We start from the raw sequence: 19,050 nt of genomic DNA, 5'->3' as shown, positions 1-19,050 counted from the left end.
CGCCGCTCGCGCAGGCCGCCGGACTCCCCCAGTCCGGCGGCTTTCTGCTTTGTGGCGCCGCACAATAATTCCAAGCTTATCACCGATCATTACAATGATCGGTCGCCAGGGGCTTCCCGCGCGACCGGTCCTGGCCTAGTCAGCAGTTGTGGCGCCACGTCGCGCCGCTTCTCCAGCGGCCCCGCCGCGTTGTTCGAGACTGCTCGTCCATGACCGCCCCCGATCTGCGCCAACCCGTCGTCCAGCCGATCACCGAGGCCGCGTTGGAGGCGGCCTTCGCCCGGATCGTCGGAACCGGACCCGGCGCGACGGAAAAGGTCTATCTGGCCCAGGCGTACGAGGATTACGCCGCCGACGAGACGCCCGAACTGGGCGGCGAGGATCTGGCCGCCCTGCTGGCCGCGTCCTGGACGGCGGCCAAAGCCTATGGCGCCGACGCAGCGGCGCCGGCCATCACCGTCGGTCCGATGCATGGGGTGGACGGCAAGGCGCTGGACTACGACCTGGTCCGCATCGTCCAGGCGGACGCCCCCTTCCTGGTCGACAGCGTCATGGGCGCCCTGGCCGAGGCCGCCGTCTCGGTGCGCGCCCTGTTCCACCCGGTGGTCGATCTGGACGGCCGTCGCCTGTCGATCATCATGCTGGTCATCGACAGCGTGCCGCAGGAGCGTCGCGACGTCCTGGGCGAGGGCCTGGCCCAGAGCCTGGCCGACGTCCACGCCGCCGTCGCCGATCATGAGGCCATGACCGGACTGATGCGCCAGGCGGTCCAGCGTCTGGAGGCCACCCCGCCCTCGGCCGTCGATCAGGCGGTGCTGGACGAGAACATCGCCTTCCTGAAATGGCTGAAGAGCGATCATTTCGTCTTCCTGGGCGCGCGCGACTACGACTATCCGCGCACCGCCGGCGGCGACTACGAGGCCGAGGCGCCCCTGAGCCAGTCCGGCCAGGGCCTGGGCATATTGGCGGACCCCGAGCGCACCGTGCTGCGCCGCGCGTCCGAGCCGGCGGTCCTGACGCATCAGATGCGCCGCCAGCTGGACTTGTCCGAGCCGGTCACGGTGGCCAAGGCCAACGCCCGCTCGCGCGTGCATCGCCGCGCTTACATGGACTATGTCGGGGTCAAGCGTTACGGCGCGGACGGCAAGGCGACGGGAGAGACCCGTTTCGTCGGCCTGTTCACGTCGGAGGCCTACGACCAGCTGGCGACCGAGGTGCCTCTGCTGCGTCGCAAGGTGGCCAACGCCCTGGCCCGCGCCGACAAGGCGCCGGGCAGCCACAATGAAAAACGCCTGAAGAACATACTCGAGAACTATCCTCGCGACGAGCTGTTCCAGATCAGCGAGGACGAACTGCTGTCCATCGCCCTGGGCATACTGCATCTGTATGACCGGCCGCGCATTCGCCTGTTCTCGCGCCAGGACCCGTTCGACCGCTTCGTCTCGGTCCTGTGCTTCATCCCGCGCGAGAAGTTCGACGCGGCGGTGCGCGAGCGGATCGGCCAGATCGTCGCCCGCGCCTGGGGCGGCCGCATCTCGGCCTGGTATCCGCAACTGTCCGACGCGCCCCTGGTGCGGGTCCACTACATCATCGGCGTGACGCCCGGCGATCACCCGATCCCAGATCCCGTCCAGCTTGAGGCTGACGTCGCAGAGGCCGGGCGCGGCTGGGTCGATCGGTTCGAGGCGGGCCTGCGCCGTTCGGGCGTGGAAGAGGTCTCGGTTGGGCCGATCAGCGCCAAATGGGCGCGGGCCTTCGGCGCGGGCTATCGCGACCGCTACGACGCCGACGAGGCGGCGGTGGACCTGCAGTTCATGACACGGTTGAACGACACCGGCGCGCCGGGGGAGGGGGAGCCCGTCGCCGTGCGCGCCTTCCGCACCCCGGACGACAGCCGCCTGCAGTTCCGCTTCAAACTGTATCGTCGCGGCTCGGCCGTGCCCCTGTCCGACGTCCTGCCGATCCTGGCCGACATGGGGCTGAAGACGCTTGAGGAATACGGCAACGCCATCCGTCCGCTGGGCGACACCGAGATCCACATCCACGAATTCCTGATGGAGGATCCGCGCGGCGAGGCCCTGGTCTTCGACGATGTGAAGGGGCCGTTCGAGGACGCCTTCGCCGCCGTCTGGACCGGTCGCAACGAAAGCGACGGCTTCAATCGTCTAGTGATCGAACTGGGCGTCGAATGGCGCGAGGCGGCCCTGATCCGCACCCTGGCCCACTATCGCCAGCAGACGGGCCTCGATCCGTCCCAGACCGTGCAGGAAGAGGCGCTGCGCGAATATCCCGACGTGGCCCGCGCCCTGCTGTCGCTGTTCAAGGCCAAGTTCGACCCGGCCGCCGGCGGATCGACCGAAGACCGCGCCTCGGCCGTCGCCGAACTGGAAGGCAAGATCGCCGCCCTGCTCCAGGAGGTGAAGAGCCTGGATCACGACCGGGCGCTGCGCCGCATCGCCGCCCTGATCGGCGCGATCAAGCGCACCAACTATTTCCAGTTGGACGCCGACGGTCAGCCCAAGCCGCACATTTCGATCAAGATCGCCTCGCGCGAGCTGGACGACCTGCCCCTGCCCAAGCCGTTCCGCGAAATCTTCGTCTGGGCGCCGCATATCGAGGGCGTCCACCTGCGCTTCGGCCCCGTCGCGCGCGGCGGCCTGCGCTGGTCCGACCGCCGCGACGACTTCCGCACCGAGGTCCTGGGTCTGGTGAAGGCCCAGCAGGTCAAGAACGCCGTCATCGTGCCGGTCGGCTCTAAGGGCGGCTTCTATCCCAAGCAACTGCCCCGCACGACGGATCGCGAGGCCATCCAGGGCGAGGCCATCCGCGCCTATCGCACCTTCCTGTCGGGCCTGCTGGACATCACCGACAACATCGCCGCCGACGGTTCGGTGGTGCGTCCGGCCAATGTCGTCGCCTGGGAGCAGGACGATCCCTATCTGGTCGTCGCCGCCGACAAGGGCACGGCGACCTTCTCCGACATCGCCAACGGCGTCTCGGCCTCCTACGGCTTCTGGCTGGGCGACGCCTTCGCCTCTGGCGGGTCGGTCGGCTATGACCACAAGGGCATGGGCATCACCGCCCGGGGCGCCTGGGAGGCGGTCAAGCGCCACTTCCGCGAGATGGGAAAGGACATCCAGACCGAACCCTTCACCATGGTCGGCGTCGGCGACATGTCCGGCGACGTCTTCGGAAATGGCGCCCTGTTGTCCAAGGCCACGCGCCTGGTCGCCGCCTTCGACCACCGCGACATCTTCATTGATCCGAACCCGGATCATGTGACGGGATGGGCCGAGCGCAAGCGGCTGTTCGACCTGCCGCGTTCGTCCTGGCAGGACTATGACAAGGCCCTGATCTCGGAGGGCGGCGGCGTCTTCTCCCGCGCGGCCAAGTCCATCCAACTGACGCCCCAGATCAAGGCCGCGCTGGACATCGCCGACGACGTTCTGGACCCGGTCAGCCTGATCCGCGCCATCCTGAAGGCGCCGACGGAACTGCTGTATCTGGGCGGCATCGGCACCTATGTGAAATCGCCCGCCGAGACCGACGCCCAGGTCGGCGACAAGGGCACCGACGCCCTGCGGATCAATGGCGACGAACTGCGCGTCAAGGTGGTGGGCGAGGGGGCCAACCTGGGCTTCACCCAGGCCGGTCGGATCGTGTTCGGCCAGACCGGCGGCCGCATCAACACCGACGCCATCGACAACTCGGCCGGGGTCGACACCTCCGACCACGAGGTCAACATCAAGATCCTGGTCGGCTCGGCCGTGACCAACGGCGTCCTGCCAATGGAAGAGCGCGCGCCGCTTCTGGCATCGATGACCGACGAGGTGGGTCTGAAGGTTCTGGCGCACAACTACGACCAGACCCTGGCCCTGACCCTGCAACAGGCGGAAGGGGCCGGCGCCCTCGACGCCCAGCAACGGTTCATGCAGGCGCTGTCGGCGCGCGGCAAGCTGGATCGCAAGGTCGAGGGGCTGCCCAACGACGTCCGCGTCAGGGAAATGATGGCTTCCGATGTCGCCCTGACCCGACCTGAACTGGCCGTCCTGACGGCCTACGCCAAGCTGGAGCTGTCCGACGAGATCGTGGCGTCGAGCGCACCCGAGGATCCGTTCTTCGAACAGATCCTGGTCCGATACTTCCCCGACGCCCTGGCCCGGTTCGAGCCGGAGATGAAGAGCCACCGGCTGCGGCGCGAGATCATCGCCACCGTCATGTCCAACGAGGTCGTGAACATGTGCGGCCCGACCTTCCCCGACCGCTTGCGCGGCTCGGCGGAATGCGACACGACGGCCCTGACCATCGCCTTCGAGGCCGCGCGCCGGGTCTTCCGCCTGGACCAGGCGTGGGACGCCGTGTCCGCCCTGGACCTGAAGATTTCGGCCGAGGCTCAGACCGCCCTCTATCGCGAGATCGCCGTGGTTCTGCGCCGCCAGACCTTCTGGATGGCCCGTCGCGCCAAGACCGGCGTCTCGGTCCAGGGGCTGATCGACCGCTACCGCCCCATCGCCGACGCCCTTCAGGCCGAGGGCGCGCCGGTGCTGTCGCGGTTCGAACAGGGGCGGCTGGAGGCGCGGGTCAAGACCTTCGCCGACATGGGCGCGCCTCAGGATCTGGTGCGCAGCATCGCCATCATGCGGCCGCTGGTCGCCGCCTCCGACATCGGCGACCTGGCGCAGGAGACCGGCTGGCCGGTCGCGGCCATGGCGCGCCTGTATCACCAGGTCGGGGCGGCCTTCGACTTCGACCGCCTGCGCGCCGCCGCCGGCTCCATTCCGTCTGCGGATCATTTCGACCGTCTGGCCGTCCGTCGCCTGATCGAGGACCTGATGAACGAGCAGGCCGCCCTGACCCGCGCCGTCGCCGGCGCCTCCGATCCATCGGTCGGCGTCAGCGAGGATGCGGCAGAGGGCGCCGTGGACGCCTGGATCGGCTCCAAACAGTCGGCGGTGGAGGGCGTGCGCGCCTCGGTGGACGAGATCGAACAGTCCGGCTCGGGCTGGACCTTCGCCAAGCTGACCATCGCCAACGCCACGATCCGCGACCTGGCCTCGGCCGCGACGCGGGGCTGATGCGGGCCTGAGCCAGAGGCGGCTTGACGGAAGCCCCGTTCAGCCGCCTCTTCTCGTCCGACGTTCAGGCTGGGGAGGCCGCAATGCCGAGAAAATTCCTCGTCGTCGTCGACGACAGTCCCGAGTTCGAGGCGGCCCTGCGCTTCGCCTCGCGTCGGGCCAAGTCGACGGGCGGGCGCGTGGTCATGCTGCGCGTCCTGCCGTCCGACAGCGACGCCCACTGGTCGGGCGCGCGCGAGGAGATCGCCCGCCAGCAACGAGAAGAGGCGGAGGGCCTGCTCAATCGTCTCGGCGAGGAGGCCATGGCCCGCTCGGGCGCCGCGCCCGTCTTCCTGATCGAGACCGGCGACGCTCAGGGCGCCATCAGAAAGGTCGTCGCCGCCGACCCGGACATCAAGATCCTGGTCCTGGCGGCCGGCGCAGGCTCGCGCGGGCCCGGCCCTCTGGTTTCGGCCATCATCAAGCACGGCGCCCAGATCGGCGGCCGCAAACTGCCCGTCACCATCGTTCCCGGAGAACTGACCGAGGACGAGATCGAGGACCTGGCTTAGGGTTCAGGAACCGGGGAGGGCGGTCAGCCCCTCGGAACCAGACGCCACATCCGCAAGGGGTGGCGCACGGTCCCCGCCTCGGCCCCGGCGGCGTCGCCGCGCCCCATATAGAGGTCGGCCCGCACGGGGCCGCGAATGGCCGAGCCGGTGTCCAGCGCCATCGCCAGGCCGCGATAGCTGGCGCTGGCGCCGCGCAGATTGCCGCCGTCGGCCTCCAGCCAGACCAGTTCGCCATAGCGCCAGTGGGCCGGATCGACCGCGATGGCCCGCCGTTCGGTCAGGGGCACGCCGGCCGCGCCGGCCGGATGGCCGTTATCGTCCGGGTCCAGACGGAAGAAGATGTAGCGCGGGTTCAGCGCCATCACGGCCTGGGCCTGATAGCCCCGATGGTCGGCCAGCCATCCCCGGATGGCGTCGCCCGATGTGCCGTTCTGGGGCAGCAGCCCTTGCTGCGCCATCGGCCGGGCGATGCCGACGAACGGCTTGCCGTTGTCGGCGGCGTAGGCGGCGCGTCCTCGCGTCCCGTCCTCGAACGTCAGATAGCCAGAGCCCTGGATCTGCAGGAAGAACAGGTCCTCGGCCCGCATCCAGGCCAGGGCCTGATCGGTCCGTGCGGCGGATTCGATATAGGCCCGGTCGCCCGCCGCGCGCGGATTGGCGGGCTTGGGCAGGACGGGCGCCGAGAACTCCGCGTCCGGGCGGCGGCGCGCCGGATATTCGGGCGCGAAATAGGAGGTCAGCAGGCCGGGCCGCCCGTCGGCGGTCGCCGTCGGCACGGCGCTGAAACTGGCCTCGAAAAAGGCCCGCGCGTCCGACGGGGTGAGGGTCATGGTCGTCGCCATGGCCTTGGCGCGGGCGCAGACCCTGCGCGCGACGTCGTCACGCGCCGCGCCGCACCCGTCCACATAGGCGCGGAAGGCGGCGAGATGATCCTCGTCGTTCCATCCGGGCAGGACAGCGGGGCTCAAGGCGTTGGACGGCGTCGGCGGCGGTCCGCTCGGGTTGGGCGCCGGCGTATAGGGGACCGGCCCGCCGGGGATCGCGCCCGGCGTCGGCCGCTGCGGCGTCATGGGCGCCGACGAACAGGCGGCCAGCACCATCAATCCGGCCAGGCCCAGCGATCCGCCGCCCAGACCTCTCGGGCCGGGCATCAGGCGTTGGCCGGCTCGACGCGCGCCAGGACCCAGTTCGGATCGGCCGCGCCCAGGGTGCGCTCGAACGTCCAGTGTTCGGCGGTGCGGCGTTCCTCGACCAGCGGCTCGCCGGCCTCGGAATCGGCCGTCTCGCCCGAGGCCTTGGTGACCCGGCTTCGCAGTTCGGCCAGGAAACGCACCTTGGCCACCGCCCGGTCGCCCTCGGCCGTCGCACCCTCCAGGTCGGCCCGGGGCGGGAACAGGAACTCGACCGATTCCGTCTCGCCGCGCGTCTCGCGCGCCGCGATGCCGGCTTCGAAAGAGGCCATGACATTGGGCTTCAGCAGGGGCTTGAGCGCCGCCCGGTCGCCCGAGGCGTAGCCGCGCACGATGGTCTCATAAGCCTGGCGCGCCCCGTCCAGGAAGCGCGCCGGATCGAAGGCCGGATCGCGCGCCTTCAGGGTGGCGATGGAGGCCAGGGTGGCGGGGTCGATGGCGGGCGCCGCCGGCGTCTCGTTCGGCGTCGGGCCGGTCACGGCCGCCTTGGCGTCCTCCTGCGGTTGCCGCCCGACCCGCTTGCCCAGCACATTGTAGAGCTGGAACAGGACGATGGCCGCGATCACGGCGAAGACGACGATCTGGAACTGGACCGGCAGGTTCAAGGCGGAATTCCTGTAGCGGGCGACGGGCGCGCCGGACGGCTGTCTGGCGTGATTAGGGTGTCATATAGGGCGAGGCAAGGCGAACCGCGCCCCCAATCGCGCGCGCGACATTGCGGCCAAGCGTCCCGGCATGGTAGTCGCGGCGCCTCATTGCCGCCTTATCGGCCGCCATCCGTTTCCCGAAACCGCTTCAAAGACCGCTCCATGACCGACGCCGCCCCCCCTGCCGAAGGCCAACCCCAACAAGGCGATCAGGCCCAAGCTCAGCAGGGCCAGCCCGCCGGCCCCGGCTTCCGCATCTTGGCCCAATACGTCCGCGACTTTTCGTTCGAGAACCCGCGCGCCCCGGAATCCCTGCGCATCGACGGCAAGCCCGCCATCGACCTGGGTGTCGAAATGGCCGCCCAGGGCCGCCCGGACGGCCTGTTCGAGCTGGACCTGAAGCTGTCGATCAAGGCGACCCACGAGAACCAGCCGGTGTTCCACGTGGAACTGGTCTATGGCGGCCTGTTCCAGCTGGCCAATGTGCAGGAGCAGGATATCGAGCCGCTGCTGCTGATCGAATGCCCGCGCTACCTGTTCCCGTTCGCGCGCGAGATCATCTCGGGCGCCACGGCCGACGGCGGCTTCTATCCCCCGTTCCAGCTGGACCCCATCGACTTCGCGGCCATCTATATCGCGCGCCAGCAGCAGATCGCCCAGCAGCCGGTCGAAACCGGCCAGGCCTGAGCCGGCCGTGCCCGCGCCTGAACGGCCGGGACGCGAACCAACCCTAGCCGCCGGCGAGGACATCGCCGGCGGCATCGCCCTGCGGATCGCGGCGGCGGGCTGTTTCTCGATCATGGCGGCGGTGCTGAAACGGGCGTCGCTGGACGGCGTGGCGGCGCCGGAGATGTTGTTCTACCGCGCCTTCTTCGGTCTGCCGGTGGTGTTGGCCTGGGTGCTGACCCAGCCGGGCGGGCTGACGAGCCTGAAAACACGCCGGCCCCTGGCCCATGTCGGCCGCAGCGCCCTGGGCATCGTCTCGATCCTGTGCGTGTTCCAGACCCTGACGCTGCTGCCTCTGGCCGACGCCACGACCCTCAGCTTCACCGCCCCGATCTTCGCCACCCTGCTGTCCTTCTTGATCCTGAAGGAGGCGGTCGGCCCGCGCCGCTGGGCGGCAGTCGCCGTGGGTTTCGTCGGCGTGGTCATCGTCATGCGGCCCGGTTCTGTGGATCACGCCGTGCCGATCCAGGGCATCGCCTTCGGTCTGGTCGCCGCCCTGCTGACGGCGGGGGTGACCATCACCCTTCGCCAGTTGCGCGACACCGAACACGTCGCCGCCATCGTCTTCTGGTTCTTCGTCGGCTCGTCGATCGTGGGGGCGATCCTGCTGCCCATCGTCGGCCATTGGCGTTCGCCCACGACCGTGGCGCTGCTGGTCGGATCGGGGATCGCCGGCGGCCTGGCCCAGCTGTTCATGACCGCCTCGCTGCAGAAGGCGCCGGTCGCCGTGGTCGCGCCCTTCGACTATCTGCAGATCGTCGGCGCCATCGTCTTCGGCTGGTGGCTGATGTCCACGACCCCAACATTCAGCACCCTGGCCGGCGCCGCCCTGATCGCAGGCAGCGGTCTCTACACGGCCTGGCGCGAACACATCCGCCGAAAGGCCGCCCTGATCCAGCCGACCGCGCCGCCGGTTTAGCAGCCCCTTCTCAATCGCTGTTGCGTCATCCCAGAGCCTGTCCCTGGGATCCATAAGCCCGGTCTCGACACCGGTATGCCGCACGGATGCACTAAGCGTATGGATCCTCGCCACAAGGGCGAGGATGACGGAGATGCAAAGGGGGCTGGCCTACCGCCCCGTCGACCCGAACCCGCCCGTCCCACGTGCGGTTTCGTCCAGCGTCTCGACCTCGATCCAGTCGGCGCGTTCATGCCGTGCGATCACCAGCTGGGCGATGCGTTCGCCCCGGCGGATGACGAAGGGCTCGGCGCCGATGTTGGCCAGGATGACGCCGCACTCGCCGCGATAGTCGCTGTCGATGGTGCCAGGCGCATTGGGGCAGATGATGCCATGTTTCAGCGCCAGGCCCGAGCGGGCGCGCACCTGGGCCTCGTAACCCAGCGGCAGGGCGATCTTCAGGCCGGTGGGCACCAGAACCCGCTGGCCGGGCGCCAGGATCATCGGCTGGTCCTCGGGCACGGCGGCGCGCAGGTCCATGCCGGCCGATCCAGCCGTCTCATAGGCGGGCAGGGGCAGACCCTCAGAGTGAGGCAGGCGCTGAATCTGGACGGTGGTGGGTTCGGTCATTCAGGGGCCTTGAAGTGGTCGGCGATGCGGGCGGCGACGGCGCGGGCGATGGCGGTCTTGGACTGGCGCGGCCAGGTTTCGGTCTTGTCGGCGGTGACCAGCAGAACGGCGTTGCCGTCCGATCCGAACACATCGTCGGACACATCATTGCCTATGATCCAGTCGCAGCCCTTGCGCGACAGCTTGGCCCGCGCATTGGCCTCCAGATCGGTCGTCTCGGCGGCGAAACCGATCACCAGACGGGGGCGGTTCGGGCCGGGCGCGGCGATCCCGGCCAGGATGTCGGGGTTTTCGATCAGGGCCAGAGTCGGCGGGCCGCCCGGTCCCTTCTTGATCTTTCCGCCCGCGATGATGTCCACGCGCCAGTCGGCGACGGCGGCGGACAATACGGCGATATCGGCGGGCAGTTGGTCCTGCGTCGCCGCCTGCATCTCCAGCGCGCTTTCCACATCCACGCGGGTCACGCCGGGCGGCGCGCCGAGCGCCGTCGGACCGGACACCAGGGTCACCTCCGCGCCCAGTTCCGCCAGGGCGGCGGCGATGGCGTAGCCCTGTTTGCCGCTGGAGCGATTGGTCAGGCCGCGCACCGGGTCGATCGGCTCGAATGTCGGCCCGGCGGTGACGACCGCCTTCCTGCCCGCTAGAGGCCGCCCGGCAGCGCCCCCCGTCAGGCCGATGATGGCGTCCAGAATGGCCGCAGGCTCGGCCATCCGGCCCGGCCCGTATTCGCCGCAGGCCATCTCGCCGTCGTCCGGCCCCACGACCGCGACGCCGTGGAAACCGTCGAAAGCCTTCAGCCGCTCGACATTGGCCTGCACCGCCGGATGCAGCCACATCCGCACATTCATGGCCGGGGCCAGCAGCACCCGCTTGTCCGTGGCGATCAGGGTGGTGGAGGCCAGATCGTCGGCCAGACCGTTCGCCGCCTTGGCGATCAGGCCCGCCGTCGCCGGGGCCACGACCACCAGATCGGCCCAGCGCGACAGCTCGATATGGCCCATGGTGGTTTCTTCTTCGGGATGAAACAGACCCGACCGCACCGGATGGCCCGACAGCGCCGCCAGCGACAGGGGGGTGACGAACTCGGCCCCGGATTCGGTCAGGATCACCCGCGTCTGGCCCCCCGCCTTGGCGATCAACCGCACCAGCTCCAGCGACTTGTAGGCGGCTATGCCGCCGCCGACGATCAGCAGGATCTTGCGATGGGAAAGGGCGCGGCTGTCCATGGCTCAGGTCTAGCGATCCTCCATGACCGCGTCGAGACGGCGCGTCGGAACATTGCGCGAACGGCAAAGTTGTGGTTTCGTCGCGTTGGGCGGGTATAGGGAGGGGCGCGAAAATGAAGACGACGATTAGGGGCGTGGTTGCGCTGGCGCTGGGCGGATTGCTGCTGGCCGTGGGGGCTTGCGACCGATCTTCGGCGGTGGAGACGCGTGATCGCTCGACCGAGGCCAAGCCCATGGCTCTGGCGGACACGGCTGGATCGGTTGCCGAAACGGCTTCCGCGGCCGAGCCGAAGCCCGTCCTGACCGCCAACCGTCGCGAGACGGTCGACGCCAAGATCGCCCGTCTCTACGACCGCAACGGCGCCGACTTCGGGGCCCGCTCGGCCGAGGACTATCTGGCCAAGGTGACGGCCTTCACCACCAAGCCGCCGCGCGATGTGGAGACGGTCAAACGCCCGAACGGCGACACCCTGCTCTATCAGGCATCCACCAACACCTTCGCCGTGGTGGCGCGCAACGGCACGCCGCGCACCATGTTCAAACCGACGACGGGCGCGGCCTATTGGGACGAGCAGAAGACGGCGGCCCCCACCTTCGGCCAGCGGCGCCAATCGACGGGGGCGGCGGGCTGATATAGAGGGCGGGGTTCGACTGACGCATCGGATGCCGCCTCATGGCCGACAAAGCCCCGCTGAAAACCGCCCTCATCTATGATTTCGACGGCACCCTGGCCCGGGGCAACATGCAGGAGGTCAGCTTCATCCCTTCGGTGGGCATGGACATCGGCGCCTTCTGGCAAGAGGCCGAGCGTCTGACCAAGGAGGCCGATGGCGACGGCATCCTGATGTACATGCAGTTGATGCTGCACCATGCGCGCAAGAACGGCGCCCCGGTGACGCGTGAGACCCTGCACGACCACGGCCGCGAGGTCGCCCTGTTCGAGGGGCTGAAAGACCTCAGCTGGTTCGACCGGATCAATGAGTTCGGCGCCCGCTACGGGCTGGAGATCGAGCATTACATCATCTCCGCCGGGCTGGAGGAGATGATCGAGGGCACGCCGATCCGCCCGGCGCTGAAGCACGTCTTCGCCTCCCACTATGTCTATGACGACAGGGGCGAGGCCGCCTGGCCTGCGGTGGGGGTCAACTACACCACCAAGACCCAGTATCTGTTCCGCATCAACAAGGGCGTGAACAACCATTGGGAGCATGAGCGGATCAACCACTTCATTCCCGACGACGAGCGCCCGGTGCCGTTCGAGCGAATGATCTTCATCGGTGACGGCGACACCGATGTACCGACCATGAAGATGATGCACACCAAGGGCGGCTTCTCCATCGCCGTCTATGACCCGCGCTCGAACGAAAAGGACCAGAAGAAGGTCTATTCCCTGATCTCCGAGGATCGGGTGAACTTCGTCGCCGCCGCCGATTACCGCGAGGGTTCGGCCCTGGACCTGATCGTCAAGGGACTGGTCGGCCGCATCGCCATCAACGCCGGGACCATGCCCGCCGGTCTCTGATCCACGATCAGCGCCCGCCCGCGCGCCGCCAGGCGTCGCGTGCGCCCGCCAGACGCGCCGGAACCAGTCCACGCAGCGAAACGGCGCCGGTCTGGCGCAATCCGGCTTCGTGCCGCCGCTGCCAGACCAGGACGCCGGGATAGGCGATGCCCTCCGCCACATCGATGACGGCGATCTCGGCGGGCAGGGCGGTTCCCCGGTCGAGACGCAGCCTCATGCCGCCGTCCGACAGGTCAATGATGATGCAGGCCATCTCCAGACCCGGTGCGGACACCACGCCGGCGACATTGACCAGTCTGCGCGGATGAAGGCGACGATCCTCGCGTCCCGTCTGGGCGCGTCCCGGTTCGCCGCGCCTGAGTTTGAACCCGAACAAGCCACATACTCTGAAACGCTACAGACGACCCGCAAAGGCGACGGGATGGCGGTCTCGGTCAAGCGTGACGGTCAGATCCGCGACGATTCCGCCGTCCAGCATGTGCCGCGTCAACCTTTCATAGAATCGAACGAAATCGGCGATGGCGGCGCGACGGTCCGGCGAGAGTTCGCGCACGCCCAACAGCCCGGCCTCCTGCTCCCCGCGCCAATCCAGCACACCCCCGAAGTCGGGCGCGCGCAGGAAGATCAGTCGATCAAGCCGCTTTGTCAGCAGTCTATAGTCTCGCGCCAGTCCATCATTGATTTCACGCCGCCAACGCCCGTCGGCGTCGCCGACCCGCTCAAGGTCGTTGATGGGCGCCGTCAGCCTCTCGGGCGTCTCAGGCCGGGCGCCCAGGCACCAGCCCTCCAGAATGATGGCGGCGGGTCGCCCCTCGAACACAGGCCAGTCCGCCGCTGGCGCCCGATCATCCGCCAGCTTGTCAAAACGCGGCAGGGGCGTGGCGTCGCCCGGTCCGGCGCGTCGCAACCGATCCAGCACCCGGTTCAGCAGAGCCAGGTCATGGGTTCCCGGCGGACCGCGCGTGGCGAACAGCGGATGGACGCTGGCCGCCAGCGCCTGACGTTCGGCCTTGGTCAGATAGACGTCATCCAGCGACAGGGCTGCACAGCCGAACCGTTCGGCGACGACCTTCGCCAGGGTCGACTTGCCAGACCCTTGCGACCCGGCGACGCCCAGAATGGGCGGCGGCGCATTCCCATCCGCCTGTTCGATCCAGCGACCGATGATCTCGACCAGCCCGGGATCGACCCGGGCCATGTCAGTGCTGGTTTTCCGGCAGCCGCACGATCAGGCCGTCCAGCGTGTCCGAGACCCGGATCTGGCAGGACAGGCGGCTGTTCGGTTCGACCTCTTCGGCGAAGTCCAGCATGGACTCCTCCATGGCGCTGGGCTTGCCCGTCGCCTCGCGCCAGGCTTCGTCCACATAGACATGGCAGGTGGCGCAGGCGCAGGCCCCGCCGCAGTCCGCGTCGATGCCCGGCACATTGTTGCGGATCGCGCCTTCCATGACGCTGAGGCCGTTCTTGACCTCGACCGCGTGCTCGGTCCCGTCGTGTTCAATGTAGGTGATCTTGGCCATGCGCCGCTCCTAACCGAGGGTGGGCCGGAGGCAAGGCCCTCCGGCGTCCGATCCTCAGGCCGCCTTCTTGCGGCTGGGGGCGACCATCAGCTTCTTGGTCTCGGCGATGGCCTTGGCCGGGTTCAGACCCTTGGGGCAGACCTGGGCGCAGTTCATGATCGTGTGGCAGCGATACAGTTTGAAGGGGTCTTCAAGGTCATCGAGACGCTTCTGGGTCGCGTCGTCGCGGCTGTCGGCAATCCAGCGATAGGATTGCAACAGCGCCGCCGGGCCCAAATACTCTTCCTGGTTCCACCAATAGCTGGGGCAGGAGGTCGAGCAGCAGGCGCACAGGATGCACTCGTACAGGCCGTCCAGCTTCTCGCGCTCGGCCGGGGTCTGCAGACGCTCCTTCTCGGGGTCCGGCTCGTCCGACTGCAGATAGGGCTGAATCGAGTCGTACTGGGCGTAGAACAGGCTCAGGTCCGTCACCAGATCCTTGACCACCGGCTGGTGCGGCAGGGGGGCGATGGTGATGTTGTGCGAAGAGCACTCGTCCCAGCCCTTGGTGCAGGCCAGGGTGTTGCGCCCGTCGATGTTCATCGAGCAGGAGCCGCAGATGCCCTCGCGGCACGACCGCCGGAACGACAGGGTCGGGTCGATGGTGTTCTTGATGTGGATCAGGGCGTCCAGCAGCATCGGGCCGTGGTCGCTGGTGGGCACCTCATAGACGTCCCAGCGCGGATCGGCGTCGACCTCGGGGTCGTAACGATAGACCTTGTAGGTCTTGACGTCCTTGGACCCCGGCGCGGCCTTGTGAACCTTGCCCGTCGTCGGCTTGGAACCCTTGGGGAGAGTGAGCTGAACCATCAGGATATGTCCTTGGTCGCGGCGCCGGTGATGCCGTACCAATCAAGCTTGCGAGTGAAATACATGACCGCGAAGATCGCGGCGAAGCTGGCCAGGGCGCCGACCAGCAGGGCGTAGTCCTCCAGCCGCATCAGCACATAGATGAGGCCGTAAAGGAAGGTGAAGGCGATCAGGGCGCGCACGCCCTGCCGCCGACTGTCGAAGGTCCATCCGGCATAGGCCGAGATCAGGGCCACGGTGGCTGTCGCGGCCAGACCGAAGCCGATGTCGAACCCGGTGTGCTCGGCGATGGACAACAGCAGCATGTAGAAGATGACCTGCGCCAGGCCGATCAGGATGTATTGCGCGGGGTGGACGCGGCGGCCCGTGGTCGTCTCGAACAGGAAGAAGGCCAGGAAGACCAGGCCGATGAACATGGGCGCGTATTTCAGCGATCGGCTGACCGACTGATAGGGATTGGCCGGTTCCACGAAGCTGACGGCCAGATCCGCCGCGCCCAGGCGGGCCAGGGCGTTGGCGTCGCCCTCGGCCGGAATGCCGCGTGCGACGAAGGGCACGCTCCAGCTGGCGTCGAAACGACCGTCGGCGGCCTCGCGCCTGGTCGGCAGGAAGCCGCCATTGTAGGACGGATGGGGCCAGTCGCCCTTGATGCCAGCCTCGGTCGTGCCGGCGAACGGCAGGACCGATACCCGTTGCGCGCCCGAGAAGGTCGCGCGGCCCGACACCGGCAAAAGACCCGAACGCGCGGCCAGGGTCAGGGGCGCGCCGAACAGCTTCAACGCCTGGCGCGGTCCGTCGCGGCGAGCGGAGTCGGGATCGCCGATCAGGCTGACGGTCGACTCCAGGGTGGAGGGCGTCAGGACGACGGCGCGGTCGCCGATCTTCAGGGCGATGTCGGAGCGGGCGCCCCGCGCATCGGACGCTCCGACCACGATCTCGGCCCGGCTCCAGTCCAGAACGGTGCCGCTGGGCGCCTCGGAACCGGCGCGGGTCAGGTCGAATTGGGCGGAATAGGCCACCTGGGCCTCATAGACGGCGACGCGGAACAGCGAACGTTTGCGCACCTCGGAGTCGGTATCGACGTCGATCCGGCCCTGGGTCGGGAAGACGTACCAGACGCCGGTCTCCTGGCGCACGACATTGGGTTGGACTACCGGCCCGCCAGGCGTGTTGGACGGCCCGCTGGTCGTGCGGCTGAACGGCACGGCGATGACCGGCCCCAAAAAGGTCTGCTGGCCGCCCATCAGGTCGCCGACCTCTGTCGCAACCCGCTCCGCCCGGTGGCTGCGGTCCATCAACAGGCCGAAGACGAACAGCGCCGGAATGCTCATCAGCAGCGCCAGGGCGCACACCAGCAGCAGTTTCAGCCCCAGCGAACGCCGGGGCGCGGACCTGGCCACGGCCAGACGCGCAGCCGTCGCCGCGCTCACCTCGAAGGGCGACGCGGGATCAGGCTGCACGTCTGAAGGCGGCCGGGCCATGGCGGATCAGTACACCCGCGCCTTGGGCTCGATATAGGCGATGTCGTCGGTCATGGTGTAGTTGTGGACCGGACGATAGTCGATCTGGACGGTCTCGCTCGGACGCTTCCACGCCAGGGTGTGCTTCATCCAGTTCACGTCGTCGCGGTCGGGATAGTCCTCGCGGGCGTGGGCGCCGCGCGATTCCGTTCGGTTCAGACCGCCCTCGATGGTGACCACGGCCTGGGCGATCAGGTTGTCGTACTCCAGCGTCTCCATCAGATCGGTGTTCCAGATCAGGCCGCGATCCGTGGTCTTGATGTCGGCGCCGGCGGCGTCGATGGCGCGCAGCTTCTGCACGCCTTCTTCCAGCGTCTTGCCGGTGCGGAACACCGCCGCGTCGGCCTGCATGGCCTGCTGCATCGACAGGCGCAGTTCGGCGGTCGGCGTCGAGCCGTCGGCGTAGCGGAAGCGGTCAAGTCGGGCCAGGTGGGCGTCGATCTGCGCCTTGGGGGCCGACGGTACGGCGGACGCCTTGTCCACCACCTCGCCGCAGCGCAGGCCGACCGCGCGGCCGAACACCACCAGGTCGGTCAGGGAGTTGGAGCCCAGGCGGTTGGCGCCGTGCACCGAGACGCAGGCGGCCTCGCCCACGGCCATCAGGCCCGGAACCACGCTGTCGGGGTCGCCGTCGCTCAGCGTCAGGACCTCGCCGTGATAGTTGGTCGGGATGCCGCCCATATTGTAGTGGACGGTCGGCAGGACCGGGATCGGCTCCTTGGTCACGTCCACGCCGGCGAAGATCTTGGCGCTTTCGGAAATGCCCGGCAGGCGCTGATGCAGGATCTTCGGATCCAGGTGATCCAGGTGCAGGAAGATGTGGTCCTTCTTGGGACCCACGCCGCGGCCTTCGCGGATTTCGATGGTCATGGAGCGCGAAACCATGTCGCGCGGGGCCAGGTCCTTCACGGTCGGCGCATAGCGCTCCATGAAGCGCTCGCCTTCCGAGTTGGTCAGGTATCCGCCCTCACCACGCGCACCCTCGGTGATCAGGCAGCCGGCGCCATAGATGCCGGTCGGGTGGAACTGGACGAACTCCATGTCCTGCAACGGCAGACCGGCGCGCAGCACCATCGCGTTGCCGTCGCCGGTGCAGGTGTGGGCCGAGGTGGCGCTGAAGTAGGCGCGACCGTATCCGCCGGTGGCCAGAACCACCATCTTGGCGCGGAACTGGTGAAGCTGGCCGTTGTCGAGCTGCAGCGCGGTGACGCCGGTGCAGGCGCCGTCCTGCATGATCAGGTCCAGCGCGAAATATTCGACGAAGAACTTCACCTCGCGACGGACCGACTGGCCGTACAGGGTGTGCAGGATGGCGTGGCCGGTGCGGTCGGCGGCGGCGCAGGTGCGCTGCACCGGGCCTTCGCCGAAGTTGCGGGTCATGCCGCCGAAGGCGCGCTGATAGATCTTGCCTTCGTCGGTGCGCGAGAATGGCACGCCCCAGTGTTCCAGCTCATAGACCGCCTTGGGGGCGTTGCGGACCAGATATTCGATGGAGTCCTGGTCGCCCAGCCAGTCCGACCCCTTGACGGTGTCGTACATGTGCCACTGCCAGCTGTCCTCGCCCATATTGCCGAGCGAGGCCGAGATGCCGCCTTGCGCCGCGACGGTGTGCGAGCGGGTCGGGAAGACCTTGGTCACGCAGGCGACCTTCAGCCCCTGCTGGGCGGCGCCGAGCGCGGCGCGCAGGCCCGAGCCGCCCGCGCCGACGACGACGACATCGTATTCGTGATCGATAAGTTCGTAAGCAGCCATCGGTCTATTCAGGCTCCGAAGCCGGCGGGCAGCGGCGCCGAGCCCAGCGCCAGCCGCACGATGAAGAAGACGCTGGCGGCGGCCAGCACGACGAAGACGATGTTCAGCAGGGCGACCAGCAGGCCGCGCGTCCCCGCGTTCGGCACATAGTCCTCAAGGATCACCTTCCAAGCCAGGCTCAGATAGCCGAAGAAGACCACCGCCGTGATCGCCATGAGGGCCGCGTTCAGCGGATTGGCGAACCAGGCCAGAACGGCGTCGTAGCCGGCGCCCGCCAGCGTGAAGCCCGTGGAGGCGACCCAAAGGCCCAGCGGCAGCAGGGCGATCAACAGCACCCGCTCGGTCAGCCATTCGCCGGCGCCATGGCGCTCGGAAACCTTGACGTTGTTCTTGAACTTGGCGGCGCCGCTCACAGCGAAACCCTCCCCGTGGCGAACAGGACGACCCAGAACAGCACGGCCAGGGGGACCGGCGCCCAGACCGCGATGTTGGACAGCAGATTGGCCGACGCCAGCGTCAGCCCGTTGCCCGTGTCGTTATAGGTGTGGCGCGCGCCGTTCAGGATGAAGGAGAACAGCACCGCCGTCAGGCCGAAGCCGACAAACAGACCCAGCGGCGATCCGGCCAGTCCGAGGAAGGATGCGTAATGTTCCGGCCCGAACGCCATCGCGCCCAGCCAGCCGACCACGAACAGCACGCCCACGGTCGCGGCGATGATGGTCGCGCGAAACAGGATGGAGGCGGCCATGGTCACGTGCCAGCGCCAGACGCTCATGTGCGGCGAAAGCGGCGTGACGTGACCGTTCGGTTGGGTGACGAAACGACCGGTCCGGTCGCTGGAGGCGCCACCCGGCTTCGGGCTGGGCTGGGTCATGCGAATGGTTCTCAAAAGCGAATGAATTCAATCGCCGTGTGCGGTTGCGAAGGCTTTTGTGACCCCAGGC

Annotated in this window: 18 protein-coding genes; 6 read left to right on the top strand and 12 right to left on the bottom strand. The window is 68.2% G+C overall.

Going from position 1 to position 19,050, the window contains the following annotated elements; translation table 11 throughout:
- The first annotated feature begins 209 nt into the window (after positions 1 to 209).
- The gene (locus tag RTU05_RS02005; RefSeq protein ID WP_312595249.1) at positions 210 to 5,075 is read left to right on the top strand and encodes an NAD-glutamate dehydrogenase; all 4,866 of its coding nucleotides are present in this window, start codon (positions 210 to 212) and stop codon (positions 5,073 to 5,075) included.
- Between the two features lie 83 nt (positions 5,076 to 5,158).
- On the top strand, positions 5,159 to 5,626 hold the full coding sequence (locus tag RTU05_RS02000) for a universal stress protein (protein ID WP_312595247.1): 468 nt from the start codon (positions 5,159 to 5,161) through the stop codon (positions 5,624 to 5,626).
- 23 nt (positions 5,627 to 5,649) lie between these two features.
- On the opposite strand, the gene RTU05_RS01995 is transcribed toward RTU05_RS02000, so the two are convergent.
- Both RTU05_RS01995 and timA read right to left on the bottom strand, forming a co-directional pair.
- Positions 5,650 to 6,777 carry an MltA domain-containing protein gene (locus RTU05_RS01995; protein ID WP_312595245.1) on the bottom strand — a complete coding sequence of 376 codons (1,128 nt, stop codon included), beginning with the start codon at positions 6,775 to 6,777 and terminating at the stop codon, positions 5,650 to 5,652.
- Positions 6,777 to 7,415: a TIM44-related membrane protein TimA gene (gene timA / locus RTU05_RS01990; RefSeq protein ID WP_312595292.1), complete on the bottom strand. Its 639-nt coding sequence runs from the start codon at positions 7,413 to 7,415 to the stop codon at positions 6,777 to 6,779. Before timA ends, RTU05_RS01995 begins: the two co-directional genes overlap by 1 nt.
- A 210-nt stretch (positions 7,416 to 7,625) precedes the next feature.
- Here timA and secB point away from each other — a divergent pair, with 210 nt between their 5' ends.
- Complete coding sequence (gene secB / locus RTU05_RS01985; RefSeq protein WP_248120615.1) at positions 7,626 to 8,150, top strand: protein-export chaperone SecB; 525 nt, start codon at positions 7,626 to 7,628, stop codon at positions 8,148 to 8,150.
- 7 nt (positions 8,151 to 8,157) lie between these two features.
- Positions 8,158 to 9,108 (top strand): DMT family transporter, encoded by a 951-nt coding sequence (locus RTU05_RS01980; RefSeq protein WP_312595242.1) that lies wholly within the window; start codon positions 8,158 to 8,160, stop codon positions 9,106 to 9,108.
- Between the two features lie 150 nt (positions 9,109 to 9,258).
- Here the strand turns inward: RTU05_RS01980 and dut are convergent, their stop codons facing one another.
- Both dut and coaBC read right to left on the bottom strand, forming a co-directional pair.
- A complete protein-coding gene (gene dut / locus RTU05_RS01975) occupies positions 9,259 to 9,717 on the bottom strand; it encodes a dUTP diphosphatase (RefSeq protein ID WP_312595241.1) in 459 nt (152 codons plus the stop codon).
- The gene (gene coaBC / locus RTU05_RS01970) at positions 9,714 to 10,943 is read right to left on the bottom strand and encodes a bifunctional phosphopantothenoylcysteine decarboxylase/phosphopantothenate--cysteine ligase CoaBC (protein ID WP_312595239.1); all 1,230 of its coding nucleotides are present in this window, start codon (positions 10,941 to 10,943) and stop codon (positions 9,714 to 9,716) included. Before coaBC ends, dut begins: the two co-directional genes overlap by 4 nt.
- Positions 10,944 to 11,056: 113 nt before the next feature.
- Between coaBC and RTU05_RS01965 the strand changes: the two genes are divergently transcribed.
- Positions 11,057 to 11,575 (top strand): S-type pyocin family protein, encoded by a 519-nt coding sequence (locus RTU05_RS01965; RefSeq protein ID WP_312595237.1) that lies wholly within the window; start codon positions 11,057 to 11,059, stop codon positions 11,573 to 11,575.
- Between the two features lie 41 nt (positions 11,576 to 11,616).
- Positions 11,617 to 12,465, top strand: coding sequence for an HAD family hydrolase (locus RTU05_RS01960; RefSeq protein WP_312595236.1), 849 nt, complete (start codon positions 11,617 to 11,619; stop codon positions 12,463 to 12,465).
- Between the two features lie 7 nt (positions 12,466 to 12,472).
- On the opposite strand, the gene RTU05_RS01955 is transcribed toward RTU05_RS01960, so the two are convergent.
- From RTU05_RS01955 to sdhC, 8 genes are read right to left on the bottom strand one after another with little or no spacing between them, the layout of a single operon-like run.
- The gene (locus RTU05_RS01955) at positions 12,473 to 12,841 is read right to left on the bottom strand and encodes a PilZ domain-containing protein (protein WP_312595234.1); all 369 of its coding nucleotides are present in this window, start codon (positions 12,839 to 12,841) and stop codon (positions 12,473 to 12,475) included.
- An 18-nt stretch (positions 12,842 to 12,859) separates the two neighbouring features.
- Entirely contained in the window at positions 12,860 to 13,663 is an 804-nt protein-coding gene (locus tag RTU05_RS01950; RefSeq protein ID WP_312595232.1) for a kinase, read from the bottom strand.
- 1 nt (position 13,664) lies between these two features.
- Positions 13,665 to 13,985 carry a 2Fe-2S iron-sulfur cluster-binding protein gene (locus tag RTU05_RS01945; protein WP_312595230.1) on the bottom strand — a complete coding sequence of 107 codons (321 nt, stop codon included), beginning with the start codon at positions 13,983 to 13,985 and terminating at the stop codon, positions 13,665 to 13,667.
- Positions 13,986 to 14,039: 54 nt separating this feature from the next.
- The gene (locus RTU05_RS01940; protein ID WP_312595228.1) at positions 14,040 to 14,834 is read right to left on the bottom strand and encodes a succinate dehydrogenase iron-sulfur subunit; all 795 of its coding nucleotides are present in this window, start codon (positions 14,832 to 14,834) and stop codon (positions 14,040 to 14,042) included.
- Positions 14,834 to 16,294, bottom strand: a complete 1,461-nt coding sequence (gene creD, locus RTU05_RS01935) for a cell envelope integrity protein CreD (RefSeq protein WP_312595226.1) — start codon at positions 16,292 to 16,294, stop codon at positions 14,834 to 14,836. Before creD ends, RTU05_RS01940 begins: the two co-directional genes overlap by 1 nt.
- 27 nt (positions 16,295 to 16,321) lie before the next feature.
- A complete protein-coding gene (gene sdhA, locus RTU05_RS01930) occupies positions 16,322 to 18,106 on the bottom strand; it encodes a succinate dehydrogenase flavoprotein subunit (RefSeq protein WP_312595224.1) in 1,785 nt (594 codons plus the stop codon).
- 8 nt (positions 18,107 to 18,114) lie between these two features.
- Positions 18,115 to 18,519, bottom strand: a complete 405-nt coding sequence (sdhD, locus tag RTU05_RS01925; protein WP_312595222.1) for a succinate dehydrogenase, hydrophobic membrane anchor protein — start codon at positions 18,517 to 18,519, stop codon at positions 18,115 to 18,117.
- The gene (gene sdhC / locus RTU05_RS01920; protein WP_312595220.1) at positions 18,516 to 18,980 is read right to left on the bottom strand and encodes a succinate dehydrogenase, cytochrome b556 subunit; all 465 of its coding nucleotides are present in this window, start codon (positions 18,978 to 18,980) and stop codon (positions 18,516 to 18,518) included. The genes sdhD and sdhC overlap by 4 nt, the downstream gene beginning before the upstream one ends.
- Positions 18,981 to 19,050: the final 70 nt, after the last annotated feature.

The organism is Brevundimonas sp. (genome assembly GCF_032017145.1).
Lineage (GTDB): Bacteria > Pseudomonadota > Alphaproteobacteria > Caulobacterales > Caulobacteraceae > Brevundimonas.
The sequence above is the reverse complement of the archived record's forward strand: the minus strand, read 5'-3'. Positions and strand labels throughout refer to the sequence as shown.